At 38.9% G+C, this 26,501-nt stretch carries 20 protein-coding genes, 1 pseudogene and 1 riboswitch; of the genes and pseudogenes, 9 read left to right on the forward strand and 12 right to left on the reverse strand.

Annotation, left to right across the window (positions count from 1 at the left end; all coding sequences use genetic code 11):
• Positions 1 to 123: 123 nt before the first annotated feature.
• From BQ7314_RS03555 to BQ7314_RS03580, 6 genes and pseudogenes are all read right to left on the reverse strand, one after another.
• Positions 124 to 1,113: pseudogene (locus BQ7314_RS03555) on the reverse strand (FHIPEP family type III secretion protein); the annotation flags it as partial.
• A 274-nt stretch (positions 1,114 to 1,387) separates the two neighbouring features.
• A complete protein-coding gene (locus BQ7314_RS03560) occupies positions 1,388 to 3,046 on the reverse strand; it encodes an ATP-binding protein (RefSeq protein ID WP_174482338.1) in 1,659 nt (552 codons plus the stop codon).
• A gap of 74 nt (positions 3,047 to 3,120) precedes the next feature.
• On the reverse strand, positions 3,121 to 4,662 hold the full coding sequence (locus BQ7314_RS03565; RefSeq protein ID WP_174482339.1) for an ATP-binding protein: 1,542 nt from the start codon (positions 4,660 to 4,662) through the stop codon (positions 3,121 to 3,123).
• A gap of 394 nt (positions 4,663 to 5,056) precedes the next feature.
• A complete protein-coding gene (locus BQ7314_RS03570; RefSeq protein ID WP_174482340.1) occupies positions 5,057 to 5,284 on the reverse strand; it encodes a FeoC-like transcriptional regulator in 228 nt (75 codons plus the stop codon).
• Complete coding sequence (feoB, locus tag BQ7314_RS03575; protein WP_174482341.1) at positions 5,281 to 7,593, reverse strand: Fe(2+) transporter permease subunit FeoB; 2,313 nt, start codon at positions 7,591 to 7,593, stop codon at positions 5,281 to 5,283. The genes BQ7314_RS03570 and feoB overlap by 4 nt, the downstream gene beginning before the upstream one ends.
• Positions 7,593 to 7,835: a FeoA family protein gene (locus BQ7314_RS03580; protein WP_280953858.1), complete on the reverse strand. Its 243-nt coding sequence runs from the start codon at positions 7,833 to 7,835 to the stop codon at positions 7,593 to 7,595. The genes feoB and BQ7314_RS03580 overlap by 1 nt, the downstream gene beginning before the upstream one ends.
• 366 nt (positions 7,836 to 8,201) lie before the next feature.
• Here BQ7314_RS03580 and aat point away from each other — a divergent pair, with 366 nt between their 5' ends.
• Together aat and BQ7314_RS03590 are read left to right on the forward strand one after the other, a co-directional pair.
• The gene (gene aat, locus BQ7314_RS03585; protein ID WP_174482342.1) at positions 8,202 to 8,891 is read left to right on the forward strand and encodes a leucyl/phenylalanyl-tRNA--protein transferase; all 690 of its coding nucleotides are present in this window, start codon (positions 8,202 to 8,204) and stop codon (positions 8,889 to 8,891) included.
• Positions 8,888 to 9,589: an arginyltransferase gene (locus tag BQ7314_RS03590; RefSeq protein ID WP_174482343.1), complete on the forward strand. Its 702-nt coding sequence runs from the start codon at positions 8,888 to 8,890 to the stop codon at positions 9,587 to 9,589. The genes aat and BQ7314_RS03590 overlap by 4 nt, the downstream gene beginning before the upstream one ends.
• 213 nt (positions 9,590 to 9,802) lie before the next feature.
• Here the strand turns inward: BQ7314_RS03590 and BQ7314_RS15890 are convergent, their stop codons facing one another.
• The 4 genes from BQ7314_RS15890 to BQ7314_RS03605 form a co-directional block, all read right to left on the reverse strand.
• Entirely contained in the window at positions 9,803 to 10,231 is a 429-nt protein-coding gene (locus BQ7314_RS15890) for an EAL domain-containing protein (RefSeq protein ID WP_280953859.1), read from the reverse strand.
• Between the two features lie 8 nt (positions 10,232 to 10,239).
• Entirely contained in the window at positions 10,240 to 13,452 is a 3,213-nt protein-coding gene (locus tag BQ7314_RS15895) for a diguanylate cyclase domain-containing protein (RefSeq protein ID WP_280953860.1), read from the reverse strand.
• 102 nt (positions 13,453 to 13,554) lie between these two features.
• Positions 13,555 to 13,740, reverse strand: coding sequence for a hypothetical protein (locus tag BQ7314_RS03600; protein ID WP_174482344.1), 186 nt, complete (start codon positions 13,738 to 13,740; stop codon positions 13,555 to 13,557).
• Between the two features lie 3 nt (positions 13,741 to 13,743).
• Positions 13,744 to 16,101, reverse strand: coding sequence for a DNA translocase FtsK (locus BQ7314_RS03605; RefSeq protein WP_174482345.1), 2,358 nt, complete (start codon positions 16,099 to 16,101; stop codon positions 13,744 to 13,746).
• A gap of 231 nt (positions 16,102 to 16,332) precedes the next feature.
• On the opposite strand from BQ7314_RS03605, the gene BQ7314_RS03610 reads away from it, so the two are divergent.
• The 3 genes from BQ7314_RS03610 to BQ7314_RS03620 all read left to right on the forward strand — a co-directional run bounded on the left by BQ7314_RS03610 (position 16,333) and on the right by BQ7314_RS03620 (position 18,354).
• Positions 16,333 to 17,337 (forward strand): cytochrome-c peroxidase, encoded by a 1,005-nt coding sequence (locus BQ7314_RS03610; protein ID WP_174482346.1) that lies wholly within the window; start codon positions 16,333 to 16,335, stop codon positions 17,335 to 17,337.
• 302 nt (positions 17,338 to 17,639) lie between these two features.
• A complete protein-coding gene (gene gspG / locus BQ7314_RS03615) occupies positions 17,640 to 18,029 on the forward strand; it encodes a type II secretion system major pseudopilin GspG (RefSeq protein ID WP_174482347.1) in 390 nt (129 codons plus the stop codon).
• A 61-nt stretch (positions 18,030 to 18,090) separates the two neighbouring features.
• On the forward strand, positions 18,091 to 18,354 hold the full coding sequence (locus BQ7314_RS03620; RefSeq protein WP_174482348.1) for a PilZ domain-containing protein: 264 nt from the start codon (positions 18,091 to 18,093) through the stop codon (positions 18,352 to 18,354).
• 54 nt (positions 18,355 to 18,408) lie between these two features.
• Here BQ7314_RS03620 and BQ7314_RS03625 read toward each other — a convergent pair whose 3' ends face one another.
• Both BQ7314_RS03625 and BQ7314_RS03630 read right to left on the reverse strand, forming a co-directional pair.
• The gene (locus BQ7314_RS03625) at positions 18,409 to 18,978 is read right to left on the reverse strand and encodes a hypothetical protein (RefSeq protein ID WP_174482349.1); all 570 of its coding nucleotides are present in this window, start codon (positions 18,976 to 18,978) and stop codon (positions 18,409 to 18,411) included.
• A 9-nt stretch (positions 18,979 to 18,987) separates the two neighbouring features.
• Positions 18,988 to 20,832: a TonB-dependent receptor domain-containing protein gene (locus BQ7314_RS03630; RefSeq protein ID WP_174482350.1), complete on the reverse strand. Its 1,845-nt coding sequence runs from the start codon at positions 20,830 to 20,832 to the stop codon at positions 18,988 to 18,990.
• A gap of 108 nt (positions 20,833 to 20,940) precedes the next feature.
• Positions 20,941 to 21,154: riboswitch (cobalamin riboswitch) on the reverse strand.
• A gap of 279 nt (positions 21,155 to 21,433) precedes the next feature.
• On the opposite strand from BQ7314_RS03630, the gene ygfZ reads away from it, so the two are divergent.
• From ygfZ to BQ7314_RS03650, 4 genes are all read left to right on the forward strand, one after another.
• Positions 21,434 to 22,351 carry a CAF17-like 4Fe-4S cluster assembly/insertion protein YgfZ gene (gene ygfZ / locus BQ7314_RS03635; RefSeq protein ID WP_174482351.1) on the forward strand — a complete coding sequence of 306 codons (918 nt, stop codon included), beginning with the start codon at positions 21,434 to 21,436 and terminating at the stop codon, positions 22,349 to 22,351.
• Between the two features lie 65 nt (positions 22,352 to 22,416).
• A complete protein-coding gene (locus BQ7314_RS03640) occupies positions 22,417 to 23,262 on the forward strand; it encodes an HDOD domain-containing protein (protein ID WP_174482352.1) in 846 nt (281 codons plus the stop codon).
• Entirely contained in the window at positions 23,262 to 24,251 is a 990-nt protein-coding gene (locus tag BQ7314_RS03645) for a COX15/CtaA family protein (RefSeq protein ID WP_174482353.1), read from the forward strand. Before BQ7314_RS03640 ends, BQ7314_RS03645 begins: the two co-directional genes overlap by 1 nt.
• A 95-nt stretch (positions 24,252 to 24,346) precedes the next feature.
• A complete protein-coding gene (locus BQ7314_RS03650; RefSeq protein ID WP_174482354.1) occupies positions 24,347 to 26,494 on the forward strand; it encodes an AMP-binding protein in 2,148 nt (715 codons plus the stop codon).
• The last annotated feature ends 7 nt before the right edge of the window (positions 26,495 to 26,501 follow it).

Genomic DNA, 26,501 nt, shown 5'->3' on the forward strand with positions numbered 1-26,501 from the left:
TTCTCGCATCTGCGCTTCAATTTCTTTTGAGTAAGGTTTTATCTTGGGTCGATTTTAAATAAAGTTTATGAGTTGCATCATTATAATTCTTAAATTGAACTTGCCTAAATTAATTTGTGCTCATTCCTTAGCTTGCTGAGAAATCCAATAAGCAATACCAGCCAAACCTGAAGCAACGATAAGAAATACTAAATTAGGCATGCCAGGGATAACCCCCAAAATCACCATCACTCCTGCGGTAATATTCAAAGCTTTAGGGTTAGCAAATAACTGCATCGAAATCTGCGAACCAACGGTCTGATCACTACCACGCACACGACTGACCACCATAGCTGCTGCTGTAGATAAAAGTAAGGAAGGAATTTGCGCAACTAGCCCGTCGCCAATCGTCAACAGCACATAGACCCTACCCGCCTCAGCAAAACTCATGTCATGCTGACCCACCCCAATAATCAGACCACCAATAATATTAACCGCTAAAATAATCATCCCTGCAATCGCATCACCCCGAACAAACTTACTAGCACCATCCATTGAGCCATAAAAGTCTGATTCCGCCGCCACCTCAGCACGCCTATCACGTGCCTCATCTTGGCTAATAATTCCCGCATTCAAGTCAGCATCAATTGCCATTTGCTTACCCGGCATGGCATCCAAGGTAAACCTTGCCCCTACCTCAGCAATACGTCCCGCACCTTTAGTAACAACGACAAAATTAATCACCATTAAAATACCAAAAACAACGAGTCCAACAGCAAAATTTCCCCCAATAACAAACTCACCAAAGGCCTCAATGACTTTACCTGCCGCATCTCCGCCGTTATGCCCTTCAAGTAAAACAATTCGTGTCGAAGCAACATTTAAAGCCAAACGAAACAAAGTTGCAATCAAGATAACACTAGGAAAAGCAGCAAATTCCAAAGGCTTAGTGGTGTAAACCACAACGAGTAAGATAATAAGAGAAAACGCAATATTAAAAGTGAAAAATAAATCAAGCGCAAAAGCTGGTAAAGGAATAATAATTAATGCGAGCATCATAATAATGACCGCAGGAGCACCCAGCCTAGCTCCAGCAACAAAACCTAATATTTTTTTAAATTGAGTAAAATCCATACTCGTCAATCTACCTCAGCTAAACCTGCTTTAAGAAAATTCCCTCGCCTTAATAAAAGCCCAAAAAATTAAGGGTATGTAATACTGTTAGTCCTCATAAGGACTGGCAGTACTTGCGGATATTATTAAATGTTGCTTCCTTAACTCATATAGGGGTTAAGAGTTAACACGAAATCACTCCAGCAGAAAAACTGAGTACACTAGCCTTCATCCTACTTTATAGAAAGCTAACCTTATTTCTGCAGCCACTACAAAAAATAATGCTCCCTAACCCCTATTTACGCGTCTGCGTACGCCAAAGCCTAACAATTTCATCGATATCAAGATCGTCAGGTCCTTCCCGCCAGCTGGTAAAATAATCCACATCATTACTTTTAGGTTCAGGGTTAGGTTTGTAAATTTGCACTCGCGTAGGCATAGGTGCGGCCTCTCCTAAAACTAACGCTTCCCCCCGCCCTAAAGATGCCAAAATATCCGTCAAATCTCCTTCAGCCTCAGGCACTAAACCCTTAATATAAGCTTGGTCATCAGGGTTCGTTGTACGCAAACAAATAAATGAACTACATTGTGAAAGCATCGTTTCCGATAATTCCGTCGGTCGCTGACTAACAACACCGATAGATACCCCGTATTTACGGCCTTCCTTGGCAATGCGCTCCATCATACGTTTAGTACCTTCATATTGACCATGCTTTTCTCGCGGAATATAGGCATGTGCCTCTTCACAAATTAAAGTTATCGGAAATTCGCGCCGTCTAGGGTTCCAATAATTAAATTCATAAGCCAAACGTCCTACTTGTGCCGATACAGCAGGTCTAACATCGGTAGGAATGGAACTTAAATCAATCACTGTGACATTGGCCTTATGCGTACCTAAGCCAACAAATTCACGCAATAAATCCGCCATAGTTTCTGATTTATTACGCTTTTTAGGTTTAAGTAAAAAATCATAACGCACATCATTGAAGCGGCTTTGCATGCGCACTAAAAACTCATCAAACTGACCAAACAATGCGCCTTCTACCTTACCAAAATCTTTCCGCTCTTCATTGGCATTTTTAAACTGCCGATACAGTTCTACCAAAGAAAAATAAATCGGCGTATCTACGGAAACAACACCTAAGCCTAATTGTTTAGCTGACTCACGTTTTAATTGCTGTAGCACTTCACGCATAAAAGCCATTTGAATAGAAGCGCCCTTATCTGAACGATCAATAAACAAATCAACTAGCTCAGCATAAGTCATCATCCAATAAGGCATTTCTAACTTAGTTGCTTCGACATAATTAACGGCTTCGGAAGGAAAAGCAGATTGAATATTCCCTGTATCATCTTGCCAGCAATATTCGCCATGCAAATCCAGCAAAATCATATTGCTTTTCGGCATAGCTTTAATTGTCTGTTGAATTAAACTGGTAACAGCCCAAGATTTACCCGAACCTGACTGCCCGATAATGGCAAAGTGGCGACCAAACAAAGCACGAGGATCTAAACTTAGATGATAATCTTTGTGCGCTGATAACTGACCAATAAAAAAACCATATTCACGAAATTGAGAAAAAATCGCATTAATTTCAGCAAGACCAATAGCATAAACTTTAGCGCCTGGCGTTGGGTAGTGGCGCACACCACGAATAAAAGTCTTATCTTCTTTTAACTCACCCACAGGGATTAAAGAAAAAAATCGATCCGATAAGCGCTCTCCCTGCTCAAACCGATCTTCTTGCCACATTTTGAAGATTAGCGCGAGAACTGCAACACTCGCCTGGCGTATAACAACATAAGAGCCAATACTAGCCGCCAACATTTGCTCATTACCAATAGTCAGCAAAGGTGTATCCGTTGCGTATGCCTCAATAACACGCGCCTGCATACCGTCGCCTCTTACTTCTGTAAGCGTAGCAATTAAAATACTGGATTGTTGTTCGGCCATACCTAACTCCGTATATTCTATATATAGGGAGTTAGCTTAGCTCAGTTTACGGGATTCGTTAAGCTTTTTAAGTACTAAACGGCTTGCCATTCAAAATCGCTAATATTTTTTTCTACAGAAGAAAAATTGATACCCAGCAGATAAATTGTTTTACCTTGATTTAGGTATTTTTCTTGGTAATTTTTTGCTTTAATTTGTGCTAGCGCTTTTTCTGCTTGATCAACTTTAAATTCAATAATAAAAATTTTATCGGGAAAGTGCAATGTTAAATCAATGCGGCCTTTACTAGTAACATCTTCAGCTACCATCGGTAAACCTAATGATGCTAAATAGGTATAAACTACGGAGGCGTAATACCCCTCATAATTAGCAATGATTTTATTAGCATAATTATTATAAGGAATACTAGCAAACAAGGCACTAAGAGCGCTTTTCAAATCATCAAATTTAGCATCCACTAAACTCTGATAAAGCACCTGTTGATTAACCCTAAGTTGTGGACCTTGATGGGTTAAATATTCAATAAACAAGGTATTTAAAGATTGCTGGACTTCTTTATTTGGTACTTTAAGCCGATACTGCATGCCATTGAAACCCTCCCACTTATCGGCAAAGGTTAGATAACCCGTCTGCCAAAGTAAGGCAACCAAATCGATTTTATCGACATCAAAAGTATCCAAGACAATATCATCAGCAACAAAATTTTGTACATCAGGCAAATAATAATTTTGCTCTTTTAACTTATCAATTAGAAAGCTTGGGTTCCCCGTCCCCCACCAATAATTTTTATATTCTTTGTTATTAGCAATGAACAATAAAATATCGAAGGGGTTATAAATGGGGTCAGCAAAATAATTGTAGCCGTTATACCACTGCTGTAACTTATCCATATCCACACCCTGCAAGTGCTCAGCAAAGGTCTCTGCTACCTGCGCATGAGTGTAGCCGCAAAGCGTGCCATAATTCTGGTTAATAGAAATATCTTGTAAATTATTTAAGCCGCTGAATAAATTCATTTTGGCAAATTTGGACACGCCAGTAATCATGACAAACTTAATGCATTCGTCTAAGTCTTTGATAGTGGAATAAAAACCTTTTAAAATATCACGGTTAAAGCGAGCTAGATCAGGCTCAGTAATATGGTCTAAGATAGGCTTATCGTACTCATCAATTAAGATAACGACTTTTTCTTGGTACTGCTGAGAAGATTGCTTAATGAGATTAATAAAGCTCGAACGCATTGATAAACTAGCATCATAATGCAAATTTAGTTTTCCATAATTTGCTTTTAAGTTCTCAAAAATAGCATCATCAAGTAAAGCTTTAGTATTAAATTGACCACTCCCAAAACTAATTCGAATGACAGGATAACTTTTCTGCCAGTCCCATTTATCCTCAATATACAAACCCGAAAATAAGGCTTTATTAGCAGAAAATAACTCAGCTAAAGTGCTTAATAAAACACTTTTCCCAAAGCGCCGTGGACGACTTAGAAAATAATAGCTACCGCTATTGACTAACTCGCTAATAACATTTGTTTTATCAATATAAACATAATTTTCTTCAGGATCGCGTATTTTGGCGAATGTTTGAATACCAATGGGAAGCTTTTTCATAGTTTAATCAACTTGCCTTAATATTTGCAGCGAGTATATATTTATTTAGAATATCGCCTAGCTAAGGAGTCACTGTCATTAAGTTAAGAGCAATAGAATATGGGGCGCAGTGCTTTAGCCTGCTATTTTCAGCTATGAAAGCAGGCTAAAGCACTGCGCCCCAATGAACTAATTCCTTAACTTAATGGCAGTGAGCTAAGGAGTGCATATTCAATAAGCTCCGAAACTTTAGGTGTAACTGTTCACAGACCCTCATAAAAATATCGTCATTCCCGAAGTGTTTAATCGGGAATCTATTTGTTGATATAGATTCCTGCTAAAAGCATGCAGGAATGACGGGGTATTTTAATATTTTTTAGGGGGGAACCTTTCGGATATTATTGAATTCTGATTCCTAAGTGTTATCCAACCACTCATAAATCTCCGTCATGGCTGGATCACACTTACAGCAGCTCGTACCACAGCTTGCCCCCATATCGATACGTTTCACTTTACCTTTACTGACCCATTTGCTTAACATGCCGCGCAAAGCGTCAGCATTGGTATCAAAATGGTTCGCCATGTCCAATAATGACAAGCGATGTTGCTGTTTTAGGTAATCTCGTAATTCCGATAAAATCATACAAGCTCCTTTTTTAGCTGCACCCTAGCGGTTAGCCAGAAAGAAAAAATAACGGCGGCAAAAACACTTAATAAACCAACAACCCAAAAAACTGATGATTCTTTATGTTGATTAAAAGTCGCTAATTGATAAAAAATTGTTGCCGTCATATAAGCAATTCCGGTCGTCCATGCAACAACAAATATCGCCCACTTAGTCCCCGTTTCTCGTTGAATGGCCGCTGTTGCCGCAACACAAGGCGCATATAACAAAATAAATAATAAATAGGCAAAAGCGCCCGCCTTGCCATCAAAACGCGCTTGCATTTCACCAAACGTTCCTCGACTAACATCTTGTGCATCAGCCGCTGACTGACTGTTACTGACATCACCAATATTCAGTCCTAAAGGATCTAAGACATTATCCGCTACGGCCAATAAATTTTCCGGAATAGTCATCACGGCGCCCAATAACCTTTGCTGCAAATTAAACACCTCAGGTTCTTGCTCCACACCTTCTAATGCAAGTTGTGTATATAAGGCATCTAAAGTTCCAACGACTGCCTCTTTTGCTAGAATACCAGTAAAAATCCCTACCGTTGCCGGCCAGTTTTCTTCACGTATCCCCATAGGTTTGAACACAGGAACTAAAGTACGACCGATTTCACTTAATACTGATTTTTGCGTATTTTCCTTACCAAAACTCCCATCAATGCCTAGAGAATTTAAAAAATTCAGCACTAATACCATAGGTATAATAACCTTACCGGCATTCAATAAGAAAGTTTGTAAACGATCCCAAGTGCGAATGGCAATACTTTGTATGGTAGGCAAATGATAGTTAGGTAACTCCATAATAAATGGCATAGAGTCACCCTTAAATAAGGTATGGCGCATAATTAGGCCGGTCATAATAGCCACAGCAATACCAAGCACATATAAGAAAAACACAAGATTCTGCCCGCCCACTGGGAAAAATGCTGCGGCAAATAAAGCATAAACAGGCAAACGAGCGCCACAAGACATAAATGGATTCATAATATTAGTTAATATCCTGTCACGCCTGCTTTCCAACGTCCGCGTTGCCATAATGGCTGGCACATTACAGCCAAAGCCAACAATCATCGGCACAAAAGACTTACCCGGCAAACCAATCATGCGCATAAAACGATCAACCACAAATGCCGCACGCGCCATATAGCCGGAATCTTCTAATAGCGATAAAACTAGAAATAAAAAGCCGATAATCGGAATAAAGGTAGCCACGACCTGTACGCCACCACCAGCACCACTCGCTAACAAAACCACTAACCATTCTGGTAATGACATGGAAGTTAAAACGATACTGAAACCATCAACAAAAATTGCACCCACAGCTTGATCAAAAAAATCAACAAAAGCACTACCAATATTAATAGTAATCATAAACATCAAGTACATAACCAAGAGAAAAATTGGAATACCTAAATAGCGATTTAACACCCAATTATCGATTTTATTCGTCATATCTCGGCTAACTTCATGCTTTTTATTGACACAAAGATGGCTAATTTTATTAACCAAACCATAGCGCGCATCAGCAGCTAAAATATCGACTTCATCATCACTCGCTTGTTCAATAACCTGCTCTAATTCTTCAGCACGCTGAACTAATTCAGCCCCCGCAATTTTTCGCGCTAAAGTATCTCTTTCTAATAAACGAATCGCTAACCAACGTAAATCACATTGATACTCAAGCGATTTCTGCTCTAAAGCAACTGATAAATCAGTAATCGCTTGCTCAATTGCCGGATGATATTCAATATCTAAATGTGGAACAGGACTCTCTAATACTGCTTGATTAATCAGTGTTTTTAATTCATTTATCCCCTGTCGTGTCGATGCCGAGATAGCGACAACTGGGCACCCCAATAAATGTGATAACTGCTGCTGATCAATTTGTAAGCCACGTTGCGCGACAACATCTATCATATTGAGTACAACAATCATCGGCACCCGCATTTCAATTAACTGCGAAGTTAGATATAAATTACGCTCAATATTAGATGCATCCAGAATATTAATAATGAGATCACATTCTTTTGCAGCCACATAATCCCTTGCAACTTGCTCATCTAAAGAAATTTCATTATCCGCTTCTAAAGAATAAGTGCCGGGCAAATCAACCACCTCAACTTGCTTGCCTGCATGTGTATATTCACCTGTTTTCTTTTCGACCGTAACCCCCGGCCAATTTCCAACATGCTGCCGTGCTCCCGTTAAAGCATTAAATAAAGTTGTCTTGCCACAGTTAGGATTACCGACAACTGCAATAGTATAATTAGCCCGCATTAAACTTTCTCTATACTTAATATATCGGCTTCATCTTTACGTAAAGTCAAAGAAAAGCCTCTTAAAGTAATTTCTACAGGATCTCCTAAAGGTGCAAAACGCACAATAGAAAACTCCGTGCCTGGTGTTAGTCCCATCGCTAAAAGACGCTTTCGATACGCCCTTCCTTGCTTGTTAAATCCCGTAACACGGCCTTTGTCACCAATAGCTAAATCTTTTAAACCTTGTATTCTCATATCCATTTATCTACCTCTAAAGATCAATATCCATCTAATTAATAATAATTCTCATTAGTATGTGTAAATATAGCATATTCCCCAAAAAAAACATCTTTATTTTCGCCAATATTAAAATAAGCAATAATGGTCGACATAAAAGTTTCGTAAGGCAGGCTTTAGCCAACAGCCGCCCCGCAACATATCCCCCAGTAATACATAAACCTGCAATTTTAGATTATGCAGTACTGCCAGCTCCCAGAGGACTGACAGTGCTTTCAGGTGTGTAACCTCTCTAGCAGACTACAGCTCACTCTACCCCTTGCGTTTTTTTGCCGAACATTTACATATTCCATTACAATAATAACAATACTAAATCTATATCTTTAACTTATGCTAACACTTCTTGACCCCGACCGAGCAAACCAAACCTTTCCTCCTATATCAAAGGCCTTAAACGACCCAAATGGGCTGCTCGCCGTCGGTGGTTGCTTGTCAACACAGCGCATTATTAATGCATACCGACAAGGTATTTTTCCTTGGTACAGTGATGAAGATCCGATTTTATGGTGGTCCCCCAACCCTCGCTTAGTCATCTTTCCAGGTCAATTACATATATCAAAAAGCCTAAAAAAAACACAGCGCAAGCAAATATTCCAACTTAGCTTTGATACCGCCTTTGTAGATGTTATAAAAGCTTGTGCCATGCCTAGAAACCAAGAACCAGCTACTTGGCTGCTTCCAGAAATGCAAGAAGCTTATATTAGATTACATAAAGAAGGTCATGCGCATTCTCTGGAGGCTTGGTTTCAAGGTGAGCTAGTCGGCGGCTTATATGGCATTGCCATAGGCCAAGTTTTTTTCGGGGAATCCATGTTCCATACCAAAACCGATGCTTCAAAAATTGCCTTTGTTGCACTGGTACAATTATTAACTAAATGGGGCTACCAATTGATTGACTGTCAAGTGCATACCAAACATTTAACAAGTCTTGGTGCACAAGAAATACCACGCGCTGACTTTGCTGCATTATTAAACCGCTATCATCACTGCAAACCTCATGCTAACGCCTGGCAAAAATGATTTCTATTCCCTTATACCTTGATACTGAACACGACTGTAGCTACTTAACAGAGCATAAGTCGCAGTTTGCTTATATACATCCTGAATTTCAACTCACGACAAAAACCTACTCACAACTGATTGAACAAGGTTTCCGGCGCAGTGGCAGTCACGTGTATCAGCCCTATTGTAAAAATTGTCAAAAATGCGTTCCTGCGAGACTCGCTGTAAATGATTTTCAAGCATCAAGACAACAGCGCAGAACCAACAAAAAAAATACCGACTTACACGTTATTATTAAACCCGCACAATTTGAACAAGCTCATTTTGAACTCTACCAAACCTATCAACGCAACCGCCATGCTAGTGGCGCTATGGCAGATACCAATGCAAAAGACTATATCAGTTTTTTATCTAGTGACTGGTGCAATACCTTATTTGTCGAGTTTTCTTGTTCCGGTGAACTAGTGGGTATCGCGGTTGTTGATCTCTTAGACAATGCCTTATCGGCTGTTTATACCTTTTTTGATCCTAAATTTTCTCAACGCAGCCTAGGTGTTTATGCCGTACTATGGCAGATTGAACATGCTAAAACTCTGGGCTTAGAATGGCTTTATTTAGGCTATTGGATAGCGGACTGTCAGAAAATGTCCTATAAAATCAATTATCAACCGCTACAAGGTTTAATTGATCATCAGTGGCAAATGATTAAGAAATAATCCTATTTCGTTTGGCTATAAAAATCGTGGCATCCTTTATTATGGCTCTATGTGATTTGTAGTGGGTAATGCCAAAATATGTTTCGTAGGAGTAACTTTAGCCACAACAGTTCATACCACTATCGCAGCTAAAGCCACTCCCACTTAAAGTTTAAACTGAAGAATGAAAGAGACCAGTAACAAAAGTAATTTTGGATTACAAACGTCCTCCACCTAGTCAACTAACCCCAAAAAATCAGCAAAAGCCTCTTTATCTAAAGGCCTGCTTTTATAATAACCCTGATAGCTATCACAGCCTTTTTGCCGCAAAAAGTCTAATTGTTCAGCTGTTTCTACACCTTCTGCCAGCACTTTAAAATTTAAAGTTTGCCCTATGGCAATAATGGTTGAAGCTATCTCCATATCACTTATGTCAAATGGGATATCATCAATAAAACTCTTATCAATTTTAAGTACATCCAAAGGGAAGCGCTTTAGGTAAGCTAAAGAGGAATAGCCTGTACCAAAATCATCAATCGCAAGGCGCACGCCGAGCGCGCGTAATTTATTTAACATGTAAATATTCCCCTCTTGGTTTTCCATAAGACTGCCTTCCGTTAACTCTAATTCCAATAGTCCAGCCGGAAATTTCGTTTCTGCCAACACCTCTTCTACCAAAGAAATAAAATCTGAGCCTTGAAACACTGCTTAGGTGAAACATTAACAGCTAAAGTTATTTTAACTAAGCCCTGATCTAGCCACTGCTTACCTTGACGACATGTTTCCCGCAAAACCCACTCACCTAAAGGAATAATCAATCCCGAATCCTCAGCAATCGGAATAAATTGATCTGGCGAAATAAGCCCATTTTCTGGATCTTGCCAGCGCACTAATGCCTCTGCACCAACGATGTTTCCACTATTAATATCCACTTGAGGTTGATAAAACACGCGTAATTCTTGCTGTTTAATGGCATAACGTAATCGAGATTCAATCTTAAGCTTTTCACATGCTAACCGAGTTAGACTCTCCGTAAAAAAAGCAAAACAACCTCGTCCATTATCTTTTGCTTGGTATAACGCCATACCTACATGGTCCATTAATTTTTCAGCACTCTGTCCATCTTTGGGATACAAACAAATTCCAATACTCGCACCAATACGCACATCGTTGCTTTGTGCGAGTACAAACGGAACAGACAAGATGCTAACAATTTTCTCAGCTATACGCCCTATGTCTTCTATATGTTCAATATTGTCCAATAAAATCATGAATTCATCCCCACCCAAACGAGCGACCATATCAATTTCCCTTAGTGACTCAGAAATACGTCCAGCAACCTGTTTAAGCAGTTCATCACCCGCTAAATGCCCCAAAGTATCATTAACCGCTTTAAAGCGATCCAAATCTAACATCAATACTGCAAATTCCTTTGCCTCTCTCTTAGATCGGGCAATACTTTGCTCCATACGATCTTGTAAATAACGTCGATTAGGTAACTGGGTTAATGGATCATAATAAGCCAACCGCCTAATTATTTCCTCTGCCTCTTTCCGTTCCTTGATATTACGCCAAGCCGCGTAAACAATATCTTCACCTCTAATAATTATTGGCGTTAAACTGACCTCTACCAGAAAGGCCGTCCCTTCCACGTTAATATGCTCCCATTCAAACCGATGAAAGCCTTGCTCTTGCGCAATAGCAACCATTTGCGCCGCTTTTTCAATAGACTTATAACCATCAGGTTGAAATTCTGGAGAAATATCTGCGGGTGAAATATTAAGTAACTCTTTTTTTGAATGAAAGCCTAACTCATTTAGCGCAGCAATATTGCCATCATAAAAATAACCACTTTTAAGCAACAATACGGCATCTCCCGAATATTCAAATAACTTTCTTAAAGCGGACTCACTTTCACGTAGTGTATTTTCAATTTGTTTACGCTCATTAACCTCTTGATCTAAAGTTTTATTTTGTTCATTCAACTCAATTTCAGCTAAAAGACGGTTTTCATTTGTCAAAACTACCCACCAAGAAGCAGTACAGATCAATACTGCCATAACAAAGAATAAAGTATAAAGATGAGATTGCTGCTCAATAAAAATCGAGCGATGCGCATACTCTGGTGCTTCTAAGTAGACCAACCAAAAAGCAAGCCCAACAATACTCAACATACTGCCAGAAAGCAGGGTAAAGCTAGCTATTCTACGTGTAGCATTATCCGATAGATGCTGTTTAAACAAGCGTTTAAATAACTGATGAAATAAAGATTCTTGGGCAGGTTTGCATTGATCTCGACAACTAGACTCTAAAGTGCAACAAAGTGAACAAATAGGTACCTCATGAGATGGACAATGCGCCATATCTGTTTCTGCATAATGCTGTTCACAAACCTCACAAGCCACCAAAGTATCTGAGCTGATAAAATGTTTATTATCACGTGCAATATAATATTTACCTTTCGTTATAATCGCAATTAAAGGTGATAATATAAGGCTTAACAACATAGCAAATAACCATGAATAAGCTTGCGCATAATCACCAAATAAGCCACCAAATGCCAATATAGAAACAAACGCGGAAATTAACATGCTGACAAAGCCGACAGGGTTAAAGTCATATAAGTGTGCCCGCTTAAATTCGACGATCGGTGGGCTGAGCTTTAGCGGTTTATTAATGACTAAATCAGCAAAGACTGCAAAAACCCAGGCAACAGCAGCATTAGAATACAGTCCTAAAATGGCATGCAAAGCCTCAAAAACCCCCAACTCCATTAATAACAAAGCAATCGCAATATTAAAAACTAACCACACAACGCGCCCAGGGTGATTATGCGTAACGCGAGAGAAAAAATTAGACCAAGCTAATGAGCCGGCATAAGCATTAGTAACATTAATTTTAATTTGCGAGATAACAACAAAAATCGTCGTTACTAGCAATGCATTCGCTGAATTTTCAAAAACATACTGATAAGCAACTAAATACATCTGCACAGGCTCTTTAGCATCAGCCAATCCTAATCCTGTCATGACCACCAAAGAAGCCAACAAAGCACCGCCTAATTGCTTAAGACAGCCTAAGACAATCCACCCCGGTCCAGCAGCAACTAAAGATAGCCACCAGATAACACGATTGCTCTTATGCTTATCTGGCATAAAACGCAAATAATCCACCTGTTCACCAATTTGCGCAATTAAAGAAAAAGAAATGCCCGTTGCGATACCAAAATAATACCAATCAAACTGGTTCGAACCATTGAGGTCACCTTGATAGCTTACTAAAAATGCTAAAGCTTTGGGTTCTTGAGTAAAAACAAAATAGAAAGGCAGTATCATCAACAGCAACCAAATAGGCTGAGTCCAACGATGTAGCTGATTAATGGCAGTTACCCCATAAAACACGATAGGAATAATAATCAAGGAACAAAACAGATACCCCCAATGCAAGGGTAAATTAAAATATAGCTTGAGTGCTTGCGCCATAATAGCGGCTTCTAAGGCAAAGAAAATAAAACAGAAAGAGGCGTAAATCAGTGAGGTAACGGTAGAGCCCACATAACCAAAGCCAGCACTGCGTGTTAACAGATCAATATCAATGTTATAACGCGCAGCATAATAAGAAATCGGAGATCCTGCGATAAAAATAAGCACTGAGGCAAGCATAATCGCCCAAAAAGCATTACTAAAACCATAGTTTAATAATAAAACAGCACCAATTGCCTCTAACGCCAGAAATGAGATACCACCTAACGCAGTATTAGCTAGCTGTAATGGCGACCACTTGCGGAAACTAGAAGGCGAATAACGCAAAGCATAATCTTCTAATGTTTCATCTGCGACCCATTGATTATATTCTCTACGTGTTTTTTCAACTGTGTGCTTCATTAAGCTTGCCGTGAGAAAAATAAGCCATTGCTTTAGCCTATATTTTTTACCAGTTGCTCGATTATCAATGGAGAAATCATACTCACTTAAAGCAAGATTAAGCTAATAATTAAGCTGGTAATAAAAAGCCAAAAAAATTAATTGTAAAAAATTCAATAGCCAAAAAAATAAAACAAATAAAGCCCATTTTACTTGTTTAGATTTATCAGCATAATTTAATTTTATAAGTAGCCAACTAACAAACGTAGCAACAAACAAAATTACCGAAGCAACCAATGCATAATTCATTTTTTAATCTTCTTTAATCGGTGGCGGCGCTAATACCTGACGGCTTCCGCTGCCCTCTGCCGGTGATATAACGCCTGCCATTTCCATTGCTTCAATCATCGATGCGGCACGGTTATAGCCCACTTTAAACTTTCGTTGTACGCTAGAAATTGAAGCCTTACGTGACTCCGTAACAAAAGCAACAGCTTGATCATAAAGCTCATCCATTTCTGAATCAAGCGCGTCTTGCCCGGTCACAAAAGAGCCATCACCGGCATCTGAATACTCTTGGGTAATTTCTTCTAAATAATTAGCAGGTGCAGTTTTTTTCAAAAATTCAACAACATGGTGCACTTCATGGTCATCCACAAAAGCACCGTGTGCGCGTATAGGAATATTTGTTCCAGCGGGCATAAATAACATATCTCCATTACCCAGCAAAAATTCGGCACCGCCTTGATCTAATACTGTACGTGAATCAATACGCGATGATACTTGAAAAGAAAGCCGAGAAGGCACATTCGCTTTAATCAAGCCGGTTAAAACATCCACTGATGGGCGTTGGGTTGCTAAAATCAAATGAATACCCGCAGCACGCGCTTTTTGGGCTAAACGGGCAATCAACTCTTCTACTTTCTTACCAACAATCATCATCATGTCGGCTAATTCATCAATTACAATAACAATATGTGGCAAGGTACTCAGTGTTGGTACACTTGCCCCTTCTGCTAATTCAATTTCATAAGTATACATAGGATCCTTAATCGACTCACCACGCTTCTCTGCTTCGCGTACTGCATGATTTAATCCAGCTAAATTTCTAACGCCGACCTTAGACATTAGTTTATAGCGCCGCTCCATCTCAGCAACTGCCCAACGTAATGCATTAGCAGCATCTTTCATATCTGTGACTACAGGTGTCAATAAATGTGGAATTCCCTCGTAAACTGATAACTCCAGCATTTTAGGGTCAATCATAATCATTCTGACTTCATCAGGTGTCGCCTTATACAGCATACTCAAAATCATGGTATTAATCGCAACTGATTTACCCGAACCTGTTGTGCCCGCGACTAATAAGTGCGGCATTTTCGCTAAATCAGCAGTGACTGGTGAACCGGAAATATCCTTACCTAAAAGCATTGTTAAAGGTGACTTAGCTTTAGCAAACTTAGCCGACTCAATGCCTTCTCTAAACGAGACCATTTCCCGTTCTTGATTGGGGATTTCTAAACCAATCACTGATTTACCCGTAATAACTTCTACGATACGTACACTAGTCACCGATAGAGCACGCGCTAAATCTTTTGCTAAACCAGTAATTCGGCTAACCTTAACACCGGCAGCAGGTTGCATTTCAAAACGCGTAATCACCGGCCCAGGTAAAACAGCTGTCACTTCAACAACAACATTAAAATCGAGTAAAGCTTGCTCCACTAAACGCGACATATCTTCCAGCTCGTCTGCAGAATAACTGTTTACCTTATTAACGATAATATCCAATAACTCGGTACTGGGTAGTGTCCCTGCTTCGACTTCATCTTTAAACAGGTCTATTTGACCTTTTTTCTTGAGCACATTCGGTTGAGAAAAACTAGCTTCAACATTTTTCAGTACATTGATGCTCGGCGTTTTTTTTACCTTACTGGAAGTTGGCTTAACCGGATCTTTATCAGCAGAAATAGAGTTCTTAAGTTCTATTTTAGACATGCTGGGTGCTGACTTTATTGTATTTGAGTGAGTAACTATTGAGTTGCTTTTTCGCGTTGTTATTTGTGCCCAAGCTTGCAATGTTTTTTGGTAAGCTAAACGACTTAAGAATAAAGTATATCTCCCCACCACTTCCATGACACGAAACCATGAAATATTAGTGTATAAAGTTATTCCAGAGAAAAAAACAGCCAAAAGAAATAAAGTTGCGCCCGAATTACCAAAGGTGACCACTAAACTATCACCTAACTCTTGACCGACGATACCCCCACTATTCCTAGGTAATTCAATCCGGCAGCGTAATAAATGCAAATAACAAACAGTCGTCGCAGAAATAATAGCGAGCACAAGACCCAGCCACCGGACATAACTAAACCAGCCTGTAGCATGGATAGTTTTTTTAGTAAAAAACAAATAGCCTTGCCACAGAATAATCAACGGAAAACTAAACGCAATAACCCCAAAAAAACTAAAGGAAATATCAGCCAGCCAAGCTCCTACAATACCTCCCGCATTCGCAATACCATTATGAGACCCGCTATGCGACCAGCCTGCATCCTCATGACTAAATGAAACTAAAGAAATAAAATAAAAAAGAGCAATGACGACAAATCCTAATAAAGCAATTTCACGCAGACCTCGTACCGCCTTTTCTTCTATTACTGCTGCCATTAAAAATCCCAAATATCTTACTAAAACAAAACAATACAGCAATCATTACACAAAACACTTGAAATATAAAGAGACTACCCTGCAAGTTTCATAGTAACCAATATCGCACATCAGCCCAAATAAAAAGCCTATTAATTTTATCACTTATTTTTACTTGACTAGGGGCATCAAATGCAATTCAAATGTGATATTATTTAAAACCTTAAAAACTATAATAATCTGGAGGAAGGTATGCCAAAAATTCATTCTATTGTTTCTGCAATTACACTTGTAGGATCAATCTCAGTCGCCTCAGCATGGGAAGCTCTACCAACTACTGCTCCGGCACCTGCTAACAACCCGACTACTGCTGAAAAAGTTGAATTAGGTCGTATGTTGTATCATGACCCAAGATTATCATCGACAGGGACGGTTTCTTGTGCTTCTTGTCATAATACTATGCTGGGTGGCGAGGATAACCGCCCTAATTCTATGGGTGTTCATGGACAAACAGGTGGTCGTAGCGCTCCAACTGTCTGGAATTCAGCTTTTAATAAAGTACAATTCTGGGATGGCCGCGCCGCTAGCCTTGAAGAACAAGCGGCGGGGCCTGTGACTAACCCTATCGAAATGGGCATGAAAAATTGGGATGATGTTGTCGTACGCTTAAAATCAATTGCAGGTTACCAAGCCTACTTCGATAAAGCATTTGGCGAAAATTCAATCTCAAAAGATAACGCAACTAAAGCAATTGCCGCTTACGAAAGAACATTAATCACGCCTAACAGCGCTTATGATAAATATGCTAAAGGTGATAAAACAGCCCTAACAGCACAGCAAATACGTGGTTTAAAAACAATGGCAAAATTAGGCTGTACAACATGTCACAGCGGCCCTGCATTTAATGGCGATGGTTCTTTCCAAAAATTTCCTGTTATCAATAATGCCTATTTAGAAAAGAAATATCAATTTGCTAATGATAAAGGTCTTTTTGAAGTAACCGCTAAAAGTGGTGATGAACATTTCTTTAAAGTCCCTACACTACGTAATATTGCTTTAACAGCGCCTTATTTTCATAACGGCTCTGTTAAGACGCTAGAGAAAGCTGTTAAAGTTATGGCTAAAGTTCAATTAGGTAAGAAACTATCTAATGAAGAGACGGCTGATATTGTTGCTTTCTTAAATGCTTTAACAGGTGAGTTCCCTAAGCAAACTATGCCTACTCTACCAGCAACAAACGGCACTTCATTTAATTAATTTAATTTAATAAAAATTCCTTAACTTATATTTATATAGTTAAGGAATTTTTTCTTTTACCATTATATTATTTAGCCATTTTCATAAATCAGAAAACTTAGCTTTATAGGAAAACGTCTGGCATAGAACTAATGATTGCTCAATATGCTAACCCTGCTTTTGAATTTAAATACAAAGAATATCTAGTTTGATCACTATTTTCGAAGGCTGGACTAATAAATTTCTAGTTTATCGCAACAAATACTTTTCATTCTAATTAGCTGTCTTTTTTATCTTTAACTAACTTTTAGACTGATTATTTTATGAGAAAAAAACTCACCCTAGGTTTTACTTTAATTGAAATTATCATCGCTGTCTTCATACTGGGTATTTTGGCTGGTACCACTGTTTCACTGATAATGGATAGCTCAGATACTGAACACTTAACCAAGGTTAATCAAGACATTCGAATTATTAAATCAGCATTAAATGAGTATAAGTTAGATAAATTTAATTACCCAACCACTGAAGAAGGCCTAAAAAAGTTAGTCCCTAAATATATAAAGCATGTTCCCAAAGACCCTTGGGGCAATATTTACTTATACCTCAGCCCAGGCGAGCGCGGTGCTGTGGATATTTTCACTTATGGCGCAGATGCAAAAAAAGGCGGTGAAGACATCAATACCGACTTAGGTAATTGGGATGTCGATTAAATTTTGCTAGAATAACACTCCTTAATATTATTTTTACCCCCCCTTAAAACTCAGACTCCTCATGAAAGAGCTTCGTCAACACCCTCGCTTATTGCACCGAGCCAGCGTTAACCTTACTTTTACCTCGGGTCACACAATCTCAACTCATACTATTGATATGTCTCATGGCGGCTTGTTTATCGCTTGCACTGATCACCCAGAAGTACAAGAAGGCGATATATTGAACATTATCGTTAACGGGATACAAAATCCTGTCGCTCGCGATATTAAAATAATTCGAGTGGAGCCAGGAAAAGGCTTTGGTATTGAGTTTGTCGAATCCTAAAACTACATTAAAATATAGGAGAGGCTAATTTTAAGCGCTCCCATGTTTTCAAACTTATACGAGTTTATATTTTTCTAAATAAACTGTACGTACAAACTTAGTAAATAACAAAATAGCTAAACTATAAATCAAAGTTGAACTCATATAGTCAGGGTAATATTTTGCTACACGGCCTGTATATTCTATAAGAGACATTGCCGGAAATTTACCAGAAAGTAGATAAAAGCTACCGTTCGAAATAAGAAATGCAATCGAACCTGCCGCAAATAAATAAACAACCTGATGACTTAAATCACTCGCATTCAGTTCACTGTACTTTGCACTCCAACGCCCTGCAAAAAACATCACCGCATAAGTAGGAATTAAAAATATATAAGCCGGTGAGATACAATAATCACTGACCTGAAATTGACTAATCGCAACATAATCTAACAACGCCGCTTCTGTTAATAACACAGCAAAACTAGCGAGTCCTCCCGTAAAAATCCCCGCTAAATAAAATACTGCTAATGAAGCATCCGGCAATGTTATTGCACTACCAAAATGATCAGAACGTGTTAATGCCATTAACATGGCTAAGGCAAAAATTGTTAAATATTTAGCATTCTGTTGTACCCAATTCATATGAACCTCTTAGAGTGATGGTGCATAACGCAAATTAAAGAAAACAGTAACACCAGGCGTATTATAACCTGCTACTGTTTGATACTGAGTATTCAAGATATTTTTAACGGAACTTTGCAAAGTAAGGCTCTCGTAGAATGTGTATTCTGCTCTTAAATCCCATGTTACAAAACCGTCAATTCGATTAGTATTTTGCAAATCATCAAAACGTCGCCCTTCAATATTAAGACTACTACCAATGCTCGCTGCCCCTAATTGTCGATCTATATCCAAACGAAATGTGTGTTGTGCTCGCCTAGGCAAAACATTAGAAAAGCTTGCCGAATCCATGCTTTCAGGATTTAAGGCACTATAATTCATTTCTATATCAAACCCATACAACTGTCCACCAACAATAGCTTCGAGCCCCATGATACGTGCCTTACTGATATTATTAGGTGCAAAAATTGAGCTATCATAAGCAATCAAATTTTTGATATAGGTTAAATAACCATTGAGCGACCAGTGCCAAAAATCATGTTTACCTCGCACGCCAACTTCATAACTTTCAGACTTTTCTGGGTTTAAAGTGTCATTACCAAAACCAGGGAAATATAACTCATTAAAGGTTGGTGCTTTAAAAGCCGTACCATATGAAGCTGAGACCAAAATACCATTATCAAATGCATAACCCCACGCAGCATTCCAAGTGCTAAATTGACCAAACTGCTGATTAAAATCACTACGGTAGGCCAAAGTAATTTGATGATGTGCAAATTCACCTTGGTATTGCATAAATAAGGCATGATTATTACGCTTTGTTTTAGCAAAATCAGCATCACTTATCACCTTATCATTTTGAAAATCATAGCCTAAAGTAAGTAAATGATCAGGCGTTAATGTAAAATTATTCAGTGCTGAAAAAGAAACTCGATGTGTATTAAATAGGCCATTATTCTCCCCATTTAAATAGTTAGTCGATTCATCGCGGCTTTCTCCTCCCGTTAAGTCAATACGCCAAAAATCCAGTGTTTGTATGACTGCCTTACCGCCATAAACTAATTGCGTAAAATTATTCTTATAATGAGGTTCACCAGGCGTTGTAGGCGCGCCAAAAGCATCAAAATTACCATCATAGGCATTCTGCCCACCACTATACATAAGGTGACCTGATACAGTTAACCAGTCAGTAAACTGATAGCCAAGACGCGCTGCAGTTGCATAATTTTCATAACTATCGCGATCCGGCTCATATAAATCATTGCGTGCATTAAAGCCCTGACTTTCTTCTTGACTTGCGCTAATACTATACCAAGCTTTATCAAGCTTACCATTAACAGCAGCTGCTACTTTATAATGCCCATAAGTACCCACACCCACAGAAACTTCAGGGCTAATACTCGATGCAGAAGTTGATATATTTCGGGTACGAATATTAATCCCCCCGCCAATGGCTCCAGCGCCGTATAAACTGGATTTTGGTCCTTTAATAATTTCAATCGAATCAATTTCGCTAATCGGCAAATACTGCCAAGCTTCAGTTCCTAATGTTGCTGAGCCCACACGAACACCATCAATTAAGACTAAGACATGACTAGAATTCGTACCGCGTAAAAAAACTGATGTAGCCTTCCCTAAACCACCAGAATTAGTGATATTAACCCCTGCAATGCCACGCAAAGCCTGCTCAACACTATTGAATTGCTTGCGTTCAATATCTTGTCGAGTAATCACCGTACTTGAAACCAGCCGAGAATCTTGTTGACTGCGCGTTGCAGTAACCGTAATAGGAGTAAGAGCTAAAGTATCATCAGCATAAACTGATGCAGAAAGAGGAGCTAATAAAAGAGGACTAACAATAAAAAATCTTTTCATAATTTCCGCTGCGCCGCCCGCGCAAAAAAGTGTAAATACACAGGGAGGAAATAGAAAACGAACAAACAGCAATACAGGGCGATTCATTTCGTCAACAGCCCTCCGCTGCACCAAATAAATTTTCAGGCAGGTCTCCGGGCTTATAAGTATGGACTACTAAAATCATTACCTTCCCATGCTAGGCACAGTGGTTACCGTTGATTTTAAACTTATCTACCGTTGCGGGGGCAGCGTTGGCATTGGCATAGAGCCGCACCAAACTTCCCTTTTAACCATCAGGAGAGAGTGAACTTCCGTCAGGACCAGAAAATGAGCAGCTGATTCTACGTTAAAAATATTAAAAAGCAAATCATTATCACTACCAATAAGACAAACGCATTAAAATTAACTTTAACCTTATAATCAGTTAGTTAGGAAATGTTTTTTAAATACAAAAAACTTAACATTATAATTTATATATGTTTTTTTGTTTTAGTGCGTTTGCCCTGTCACTAACAACTAAATCAAAGAAAAATTAAGTAGAGCAAGCTATAATATAAATATGAAATGGCACATAAAAGTGCTATAAAAACTGATCATCCTAACTATATTACCTATAACTATGCACGCTGACTGGATCGCCTACTTAAACACGCAAAATCTATCTGACCAATTACCTGCCAATGATCAGGCGATTATCGCGTCACTGAGTCATTTAGCCGTGTTATCAATAAGCGGTAAAGATGCTGCCACTTTTTTACAAGGGCAAACGACTTGTGATATTAAGACTTTAGTTGATTCTGAGCCTAAATTAGGTGCCTATTGCAATGCAAAAGGTCGCACTATTAGCACTTTTATCATTATCAAATTACAAGACACTTATCAACTGATTTTAACCAGTGATTTATTAGAAGCTGTTAGAAAAAAACTACAGATGTATGTGCTACGCTCCGACGTGCAATTAACTGACTTAAGTGAGCAGTTATGTATTATTGGTACGCACAATATTGAACTGACTGCGCAAGCGAATTTATACCCTTATCTGCAACAAAGTCATCGTTATTTGTTTATTGCCGATCCAGCTCAAGCGCAAATATTCTGCACAGAATTACAGGAAAAACACACGGCTCACTTTATTAATGCAGATACTTGGCTAGGCTTGGATATTCAAGCCGGTATTCCTTGGTTATTTGCAGAAACAACTGAAAAATTTGTTCCACAAATGCTTAATTTAGATAAATTAGAGGCGATAAGCTTTACTAAAGGTTGTTATACCGGACAAGAAATTGTTGCTCGCACTCATTATTTAGGAAAAAACAAACGCGCTATGTACAGTGCGAGTTGCACCACTGAAGACATAATTCATAGAGGCTGTAGTATTTCAGACTCAGACAACCAAGAAGCCGATATAGGTACAGTCATCTTATCCGCCAAACAAGATGACAGAACTCAATTATTGCTTGTTTTAAAAGACCAAGCCATAACAGCAAAAAATCTACAGCTTAATAATCAAAATCACGATAAAATCAGCCTTAATTAATCAATGGCTGGATGGGTTCTTTATGCAAATTTTAAAAATCATTCAACACAGATACAAAAATCACTATGCAATTTAAAAGTGTTAAAGATTTCTTGGTTCATGTACAAACAGAAATAGATGCAAACCGCCTAATATTACCAACGTTGCCAGACATTGCTTTAAAAGTGCGTGATATTGTATCTAAAGGGGATGCTTCAGCATCAGAACTAGCGAATATGATTGTCACTGATGCTGCTCTGTCAGCGCGTTTAATACAAGTCGCTAACAGCCCTTTATACCGCGGCACAAAAGAAGTTAAAAATATACAAATGGCCGTTTCTAGGTTGGGTAACAACACTATTAAAACCTTAATTACCAGTCTTGTTATGCAACAAATGTTTACCCCGAGCTCTAAATTATTAGAATCGGAATTTAAGAAAAATTGGGAAGCAAGTGTTAATGTCTCTTCTATTTGTCGCGCCTTAGTGACATTTGTTCCCCACTTAAATCCCGATGAGGCAATGTTAGCAGGCTTAATTCATCAAATTGGAAAATTGCCTATTTTAATGCTGGTGGAAAATATCCCTGAGTTCAGAGACAGCCCTACTCGCTTAGATAAATTACTAGAAAAAGCCCACCCTCCGATTGGTAAGATTATTATGGATACGTGGTCTTTTCCTGAAGAGCTTAAAGGTGTTGCCTCAGAATATGTAAACTTTCAACGAGATTCTGGTCTTAAAGCCGACTATGTTGATGTTGTCCAAGTTGCTTTTTTGCAAAGTATTGTCGGCACGGATCACCCTGCTTGTCGTATTGACTGGTCTACAGTGAAGGCTTTTGATAAACTCGGTCTCGCTCCTAATGCAGATATTCTTGAAATTGAAGGAATATCTGAAGAAATTGAATTAGCACAATCTATAATATCATTCTAATGAATACTGAAACTGCACGGCATTTTAGACGTTTAGGTACGCTTACTATCTTTGCTGTTTACTTTGTCATTCTAGTAGGCGGCATTGTTCGTGCCTCTGGTGCTGGTATGGGTTGCCCTGATTGGCCTACTTGCTTTGGACAGCTTATTCCACCCACTAGCGAAGCTGAATTACCGGAAAACTATCATGAAAAATACGCCGTCGGCTATGCTAATACCGATTTCAATGTTGTTAAAACATGGACGGAATATCTTAACCGCTTAACCGGCGTCACCATCGGTTTTCTGATTTTTTTAACGCTTTGGGCTTCCCGAGCCTATTTAAAAACTGATAAAGCTGTTTTTTATTTATCCTTATCCGTATTTTTACTGGTTGGCTTTCAAGGTTGGTTGGGCTCGGTGGTCGTTAAAACACACTTGCATCCACTTATGATTACAGCCCACATGCTGTTAGCATTATTTATTGTCGCGCTCTTAATTTATGCCATTGCACGCTCTCAAAGTGACTCCTTACAGCAAATTGATATTAGCCAATTACCCAGTCGTTTTAAGACAGTTCTAATCGTTGCTATGGGGTTCACGTTACTCCAAGTAGCTATGGGCACTCAAGTTAGAGAAGCCGTGGATTTAATTGCTGTACATCATAATTATATTAACCGTGAATATTGGCGTGATAGTTTTCCTATTATCTTTTATGTACATCGCTCATTCTCAGCTGTTATTTTATTCACTAACTTATGGTTAGCTTGGAAAATTTATCAATCAGTCAATAAAAATAATCTATTGCGACGCCTAGCTTACGCCTTAGTTGGGCTTATTATTACTGCGATTTTGGCAGGCGTATCTTTAGATCGATTAGGAATGCCGCCGGTCGCTCAACCTATTCACTTACTAATGGCGAATTTAATTTTTGGCATACAGTTTTTCATCTTTATTTGTATCCGTTATGCAGCTAAAAAGCCTTCAGTCATAGCAACGCCTCAGACATAAAAAGTCATATTTTCTTATAAGCCTTCGATGTATTCACAAATCTAAATAGTCCCCGTGTATAAATAGCCCATTCAAATTTACCTTAGAGACAAGCTATGTTAAAAATAATTTTACGTTGGATACTGACTTTAATATTTAAAATAGAAGTAAAAGGTTTAGAAAATTATAAAAAAGCGGGGGATCGGGTACTTATTATTGCCAATCACAGTTCCTTTCTAGACCCTTTATTATTGGGTGTATTCTTACCCGGTAAAGTTACTTTCGCCATTAACACTCAAATTGCTAAACGCTGGTGGCTCAAGCCTCTTATTAATTTAACAGGGTTCTTTCCAATGGATCCAACCCACCCATTATCATTAAAAAACTTAATCCATCACCTACAAAAACCAAGTCATACTGTTCTTTTCCCTGAGGGTAGAATTACGGTTACCGGCTCTTTAATGAAGGTTTATGACGGCACCGGTATGGTCGCAGATAAATCAGGGGCAACTATTTTACCGGTACGTATTGAAGGTGCTCAGTTCACCCATTTTTCACGTTTACAAAACATTGTTCGCTTACGTTTCTTCCCTAAAATTACCCTACAAATACTACCTCCAACCAAAGTCATAGTCGCTAAAGAACTCAGAGGAAAAAAACGTCGCCATGCCTGTGGTTTAGTATTAACGGATATTATGACCGATATGATGTTTACCACCAGTCATTATCAACAAACACTTTTTTCTGCACTAATAGAAGCTAGAAGCATACATGGCGGAAAACATACCGTAGCCGAAGATTTGGATCGCCAACCTTTATCTTACAACACGCTTATTACACGTAGTATTGCGATTGGTAACGCACTAAGCAAGCTCACCCAAAAAAATGAGAATGTTGGTATATTTCTCCCTAATAGCACAAAAACACTTAATGTCGTCTTAGGTTTACAGCTCTATGATCGCGTACCTGCTATGTTGAATTATACCACTGGCGCTAGCGGCATGCTTTCGGCTTGCCACACGGCAAAAGTGAGCACTGTATTAACTTCACGACGTTTTATTGAACTCGGAAAATTTGCTCAAGATGCGGCGCAATTAGCCGACAACATAAACCTTGTTTATTTAGAAGATTTAGGCAAAAAAATCAGCAGTCTAGACAAGTTAAAAGCCCTTATACAAGCAAAAACAGCATACTTATGGTATCCACGCGCTCAGCATAACCCTGATAGCCCTGCAGTCGTCCTATTTACCTCAGGATCAGAAGGTGCTCCTAAAGGTGTTGTTTTATCGCATAGCAATATCCTTGCGAACCACAAACAAGTAGCTGCGCGTATCAATTTCAATGCCCAAGATACCGTACTCAATTTTTTACCCATGTTCCATTCTTTTGGCTTTACTGTCGGCACTATGCTGCCTATTATGAATGGCATGACCACCTTCTTTTACCCTTCGCCTCTGCACTACAGCATCATTCCAGAAATCGCTTACGATATTAATGCCACTATTATGTTTGGCACCAATACCTTCTTAGCGGCTTACGGTAAAAAAGCACATGTTTATGATTTTTATAATATCCGTTATGTCGTGGCAGGCGCAGAAAAGTTGCATGAAAACACGCGCCATCTTTGGGCTGAAAAATTTGGCATTCGGATTTTAGAAGGTTATGGAGCGACTGAAACAGGCCCCGTTGCTGCTGTTAATACTCCGATGTTTTATAAATCAGGCACTGTTGGTCGTTTACTACCCAATATGCAATATAAACTCGAACATATTCCTGGCATTGAAGGTGCGGGCAAACTCCACCTCTATGGTGAAAACATCATGCAAGGCTACCTGCTTGCAGATAATCCAGGTAAATTAATTCCCCCAAGTTCAATCTATGGCGCAGGATGGTATGACACTGGCGATATTGCCAGTGTTGATAAAGAAAAATATATCACCATTAAAGGGCGCAGTAAGCGCTTCGCAAAAATTAGTGGCGAAATGGTATCTTTAACTGCGACCGAACAATTGATTACAAATATTTGGCCTGACGCCCAACATATAGTCGTCAGTATTCCTGATGAGAAAAAAGGCGAACAGTTAGTCCTGATTACGACACAAGAAAATATCACTAGCAAAGAATTGATGCAAAAAGCACAAGGCGTTGCTAGCATTAGTTTACCTAAAAAATTCATTACTGTAGAAAAACTACCTGTACTAGCCACTGGGAAAGTCAATTATCCAACGGTAACCCAACTAGCACTGGATCATTTCAAAACTTAAAATAACC

The organism is methanotrophic endosymbiont of Bathymodiolus puteoserpentis (Logatchev) (genome assembly GCF_900128525.1).
Lineage (GTDB): Bacteria > Pseudomonadota > Gammaproteobacteria > Methylococcales > Methylomonadaceae > Methyloprofundus.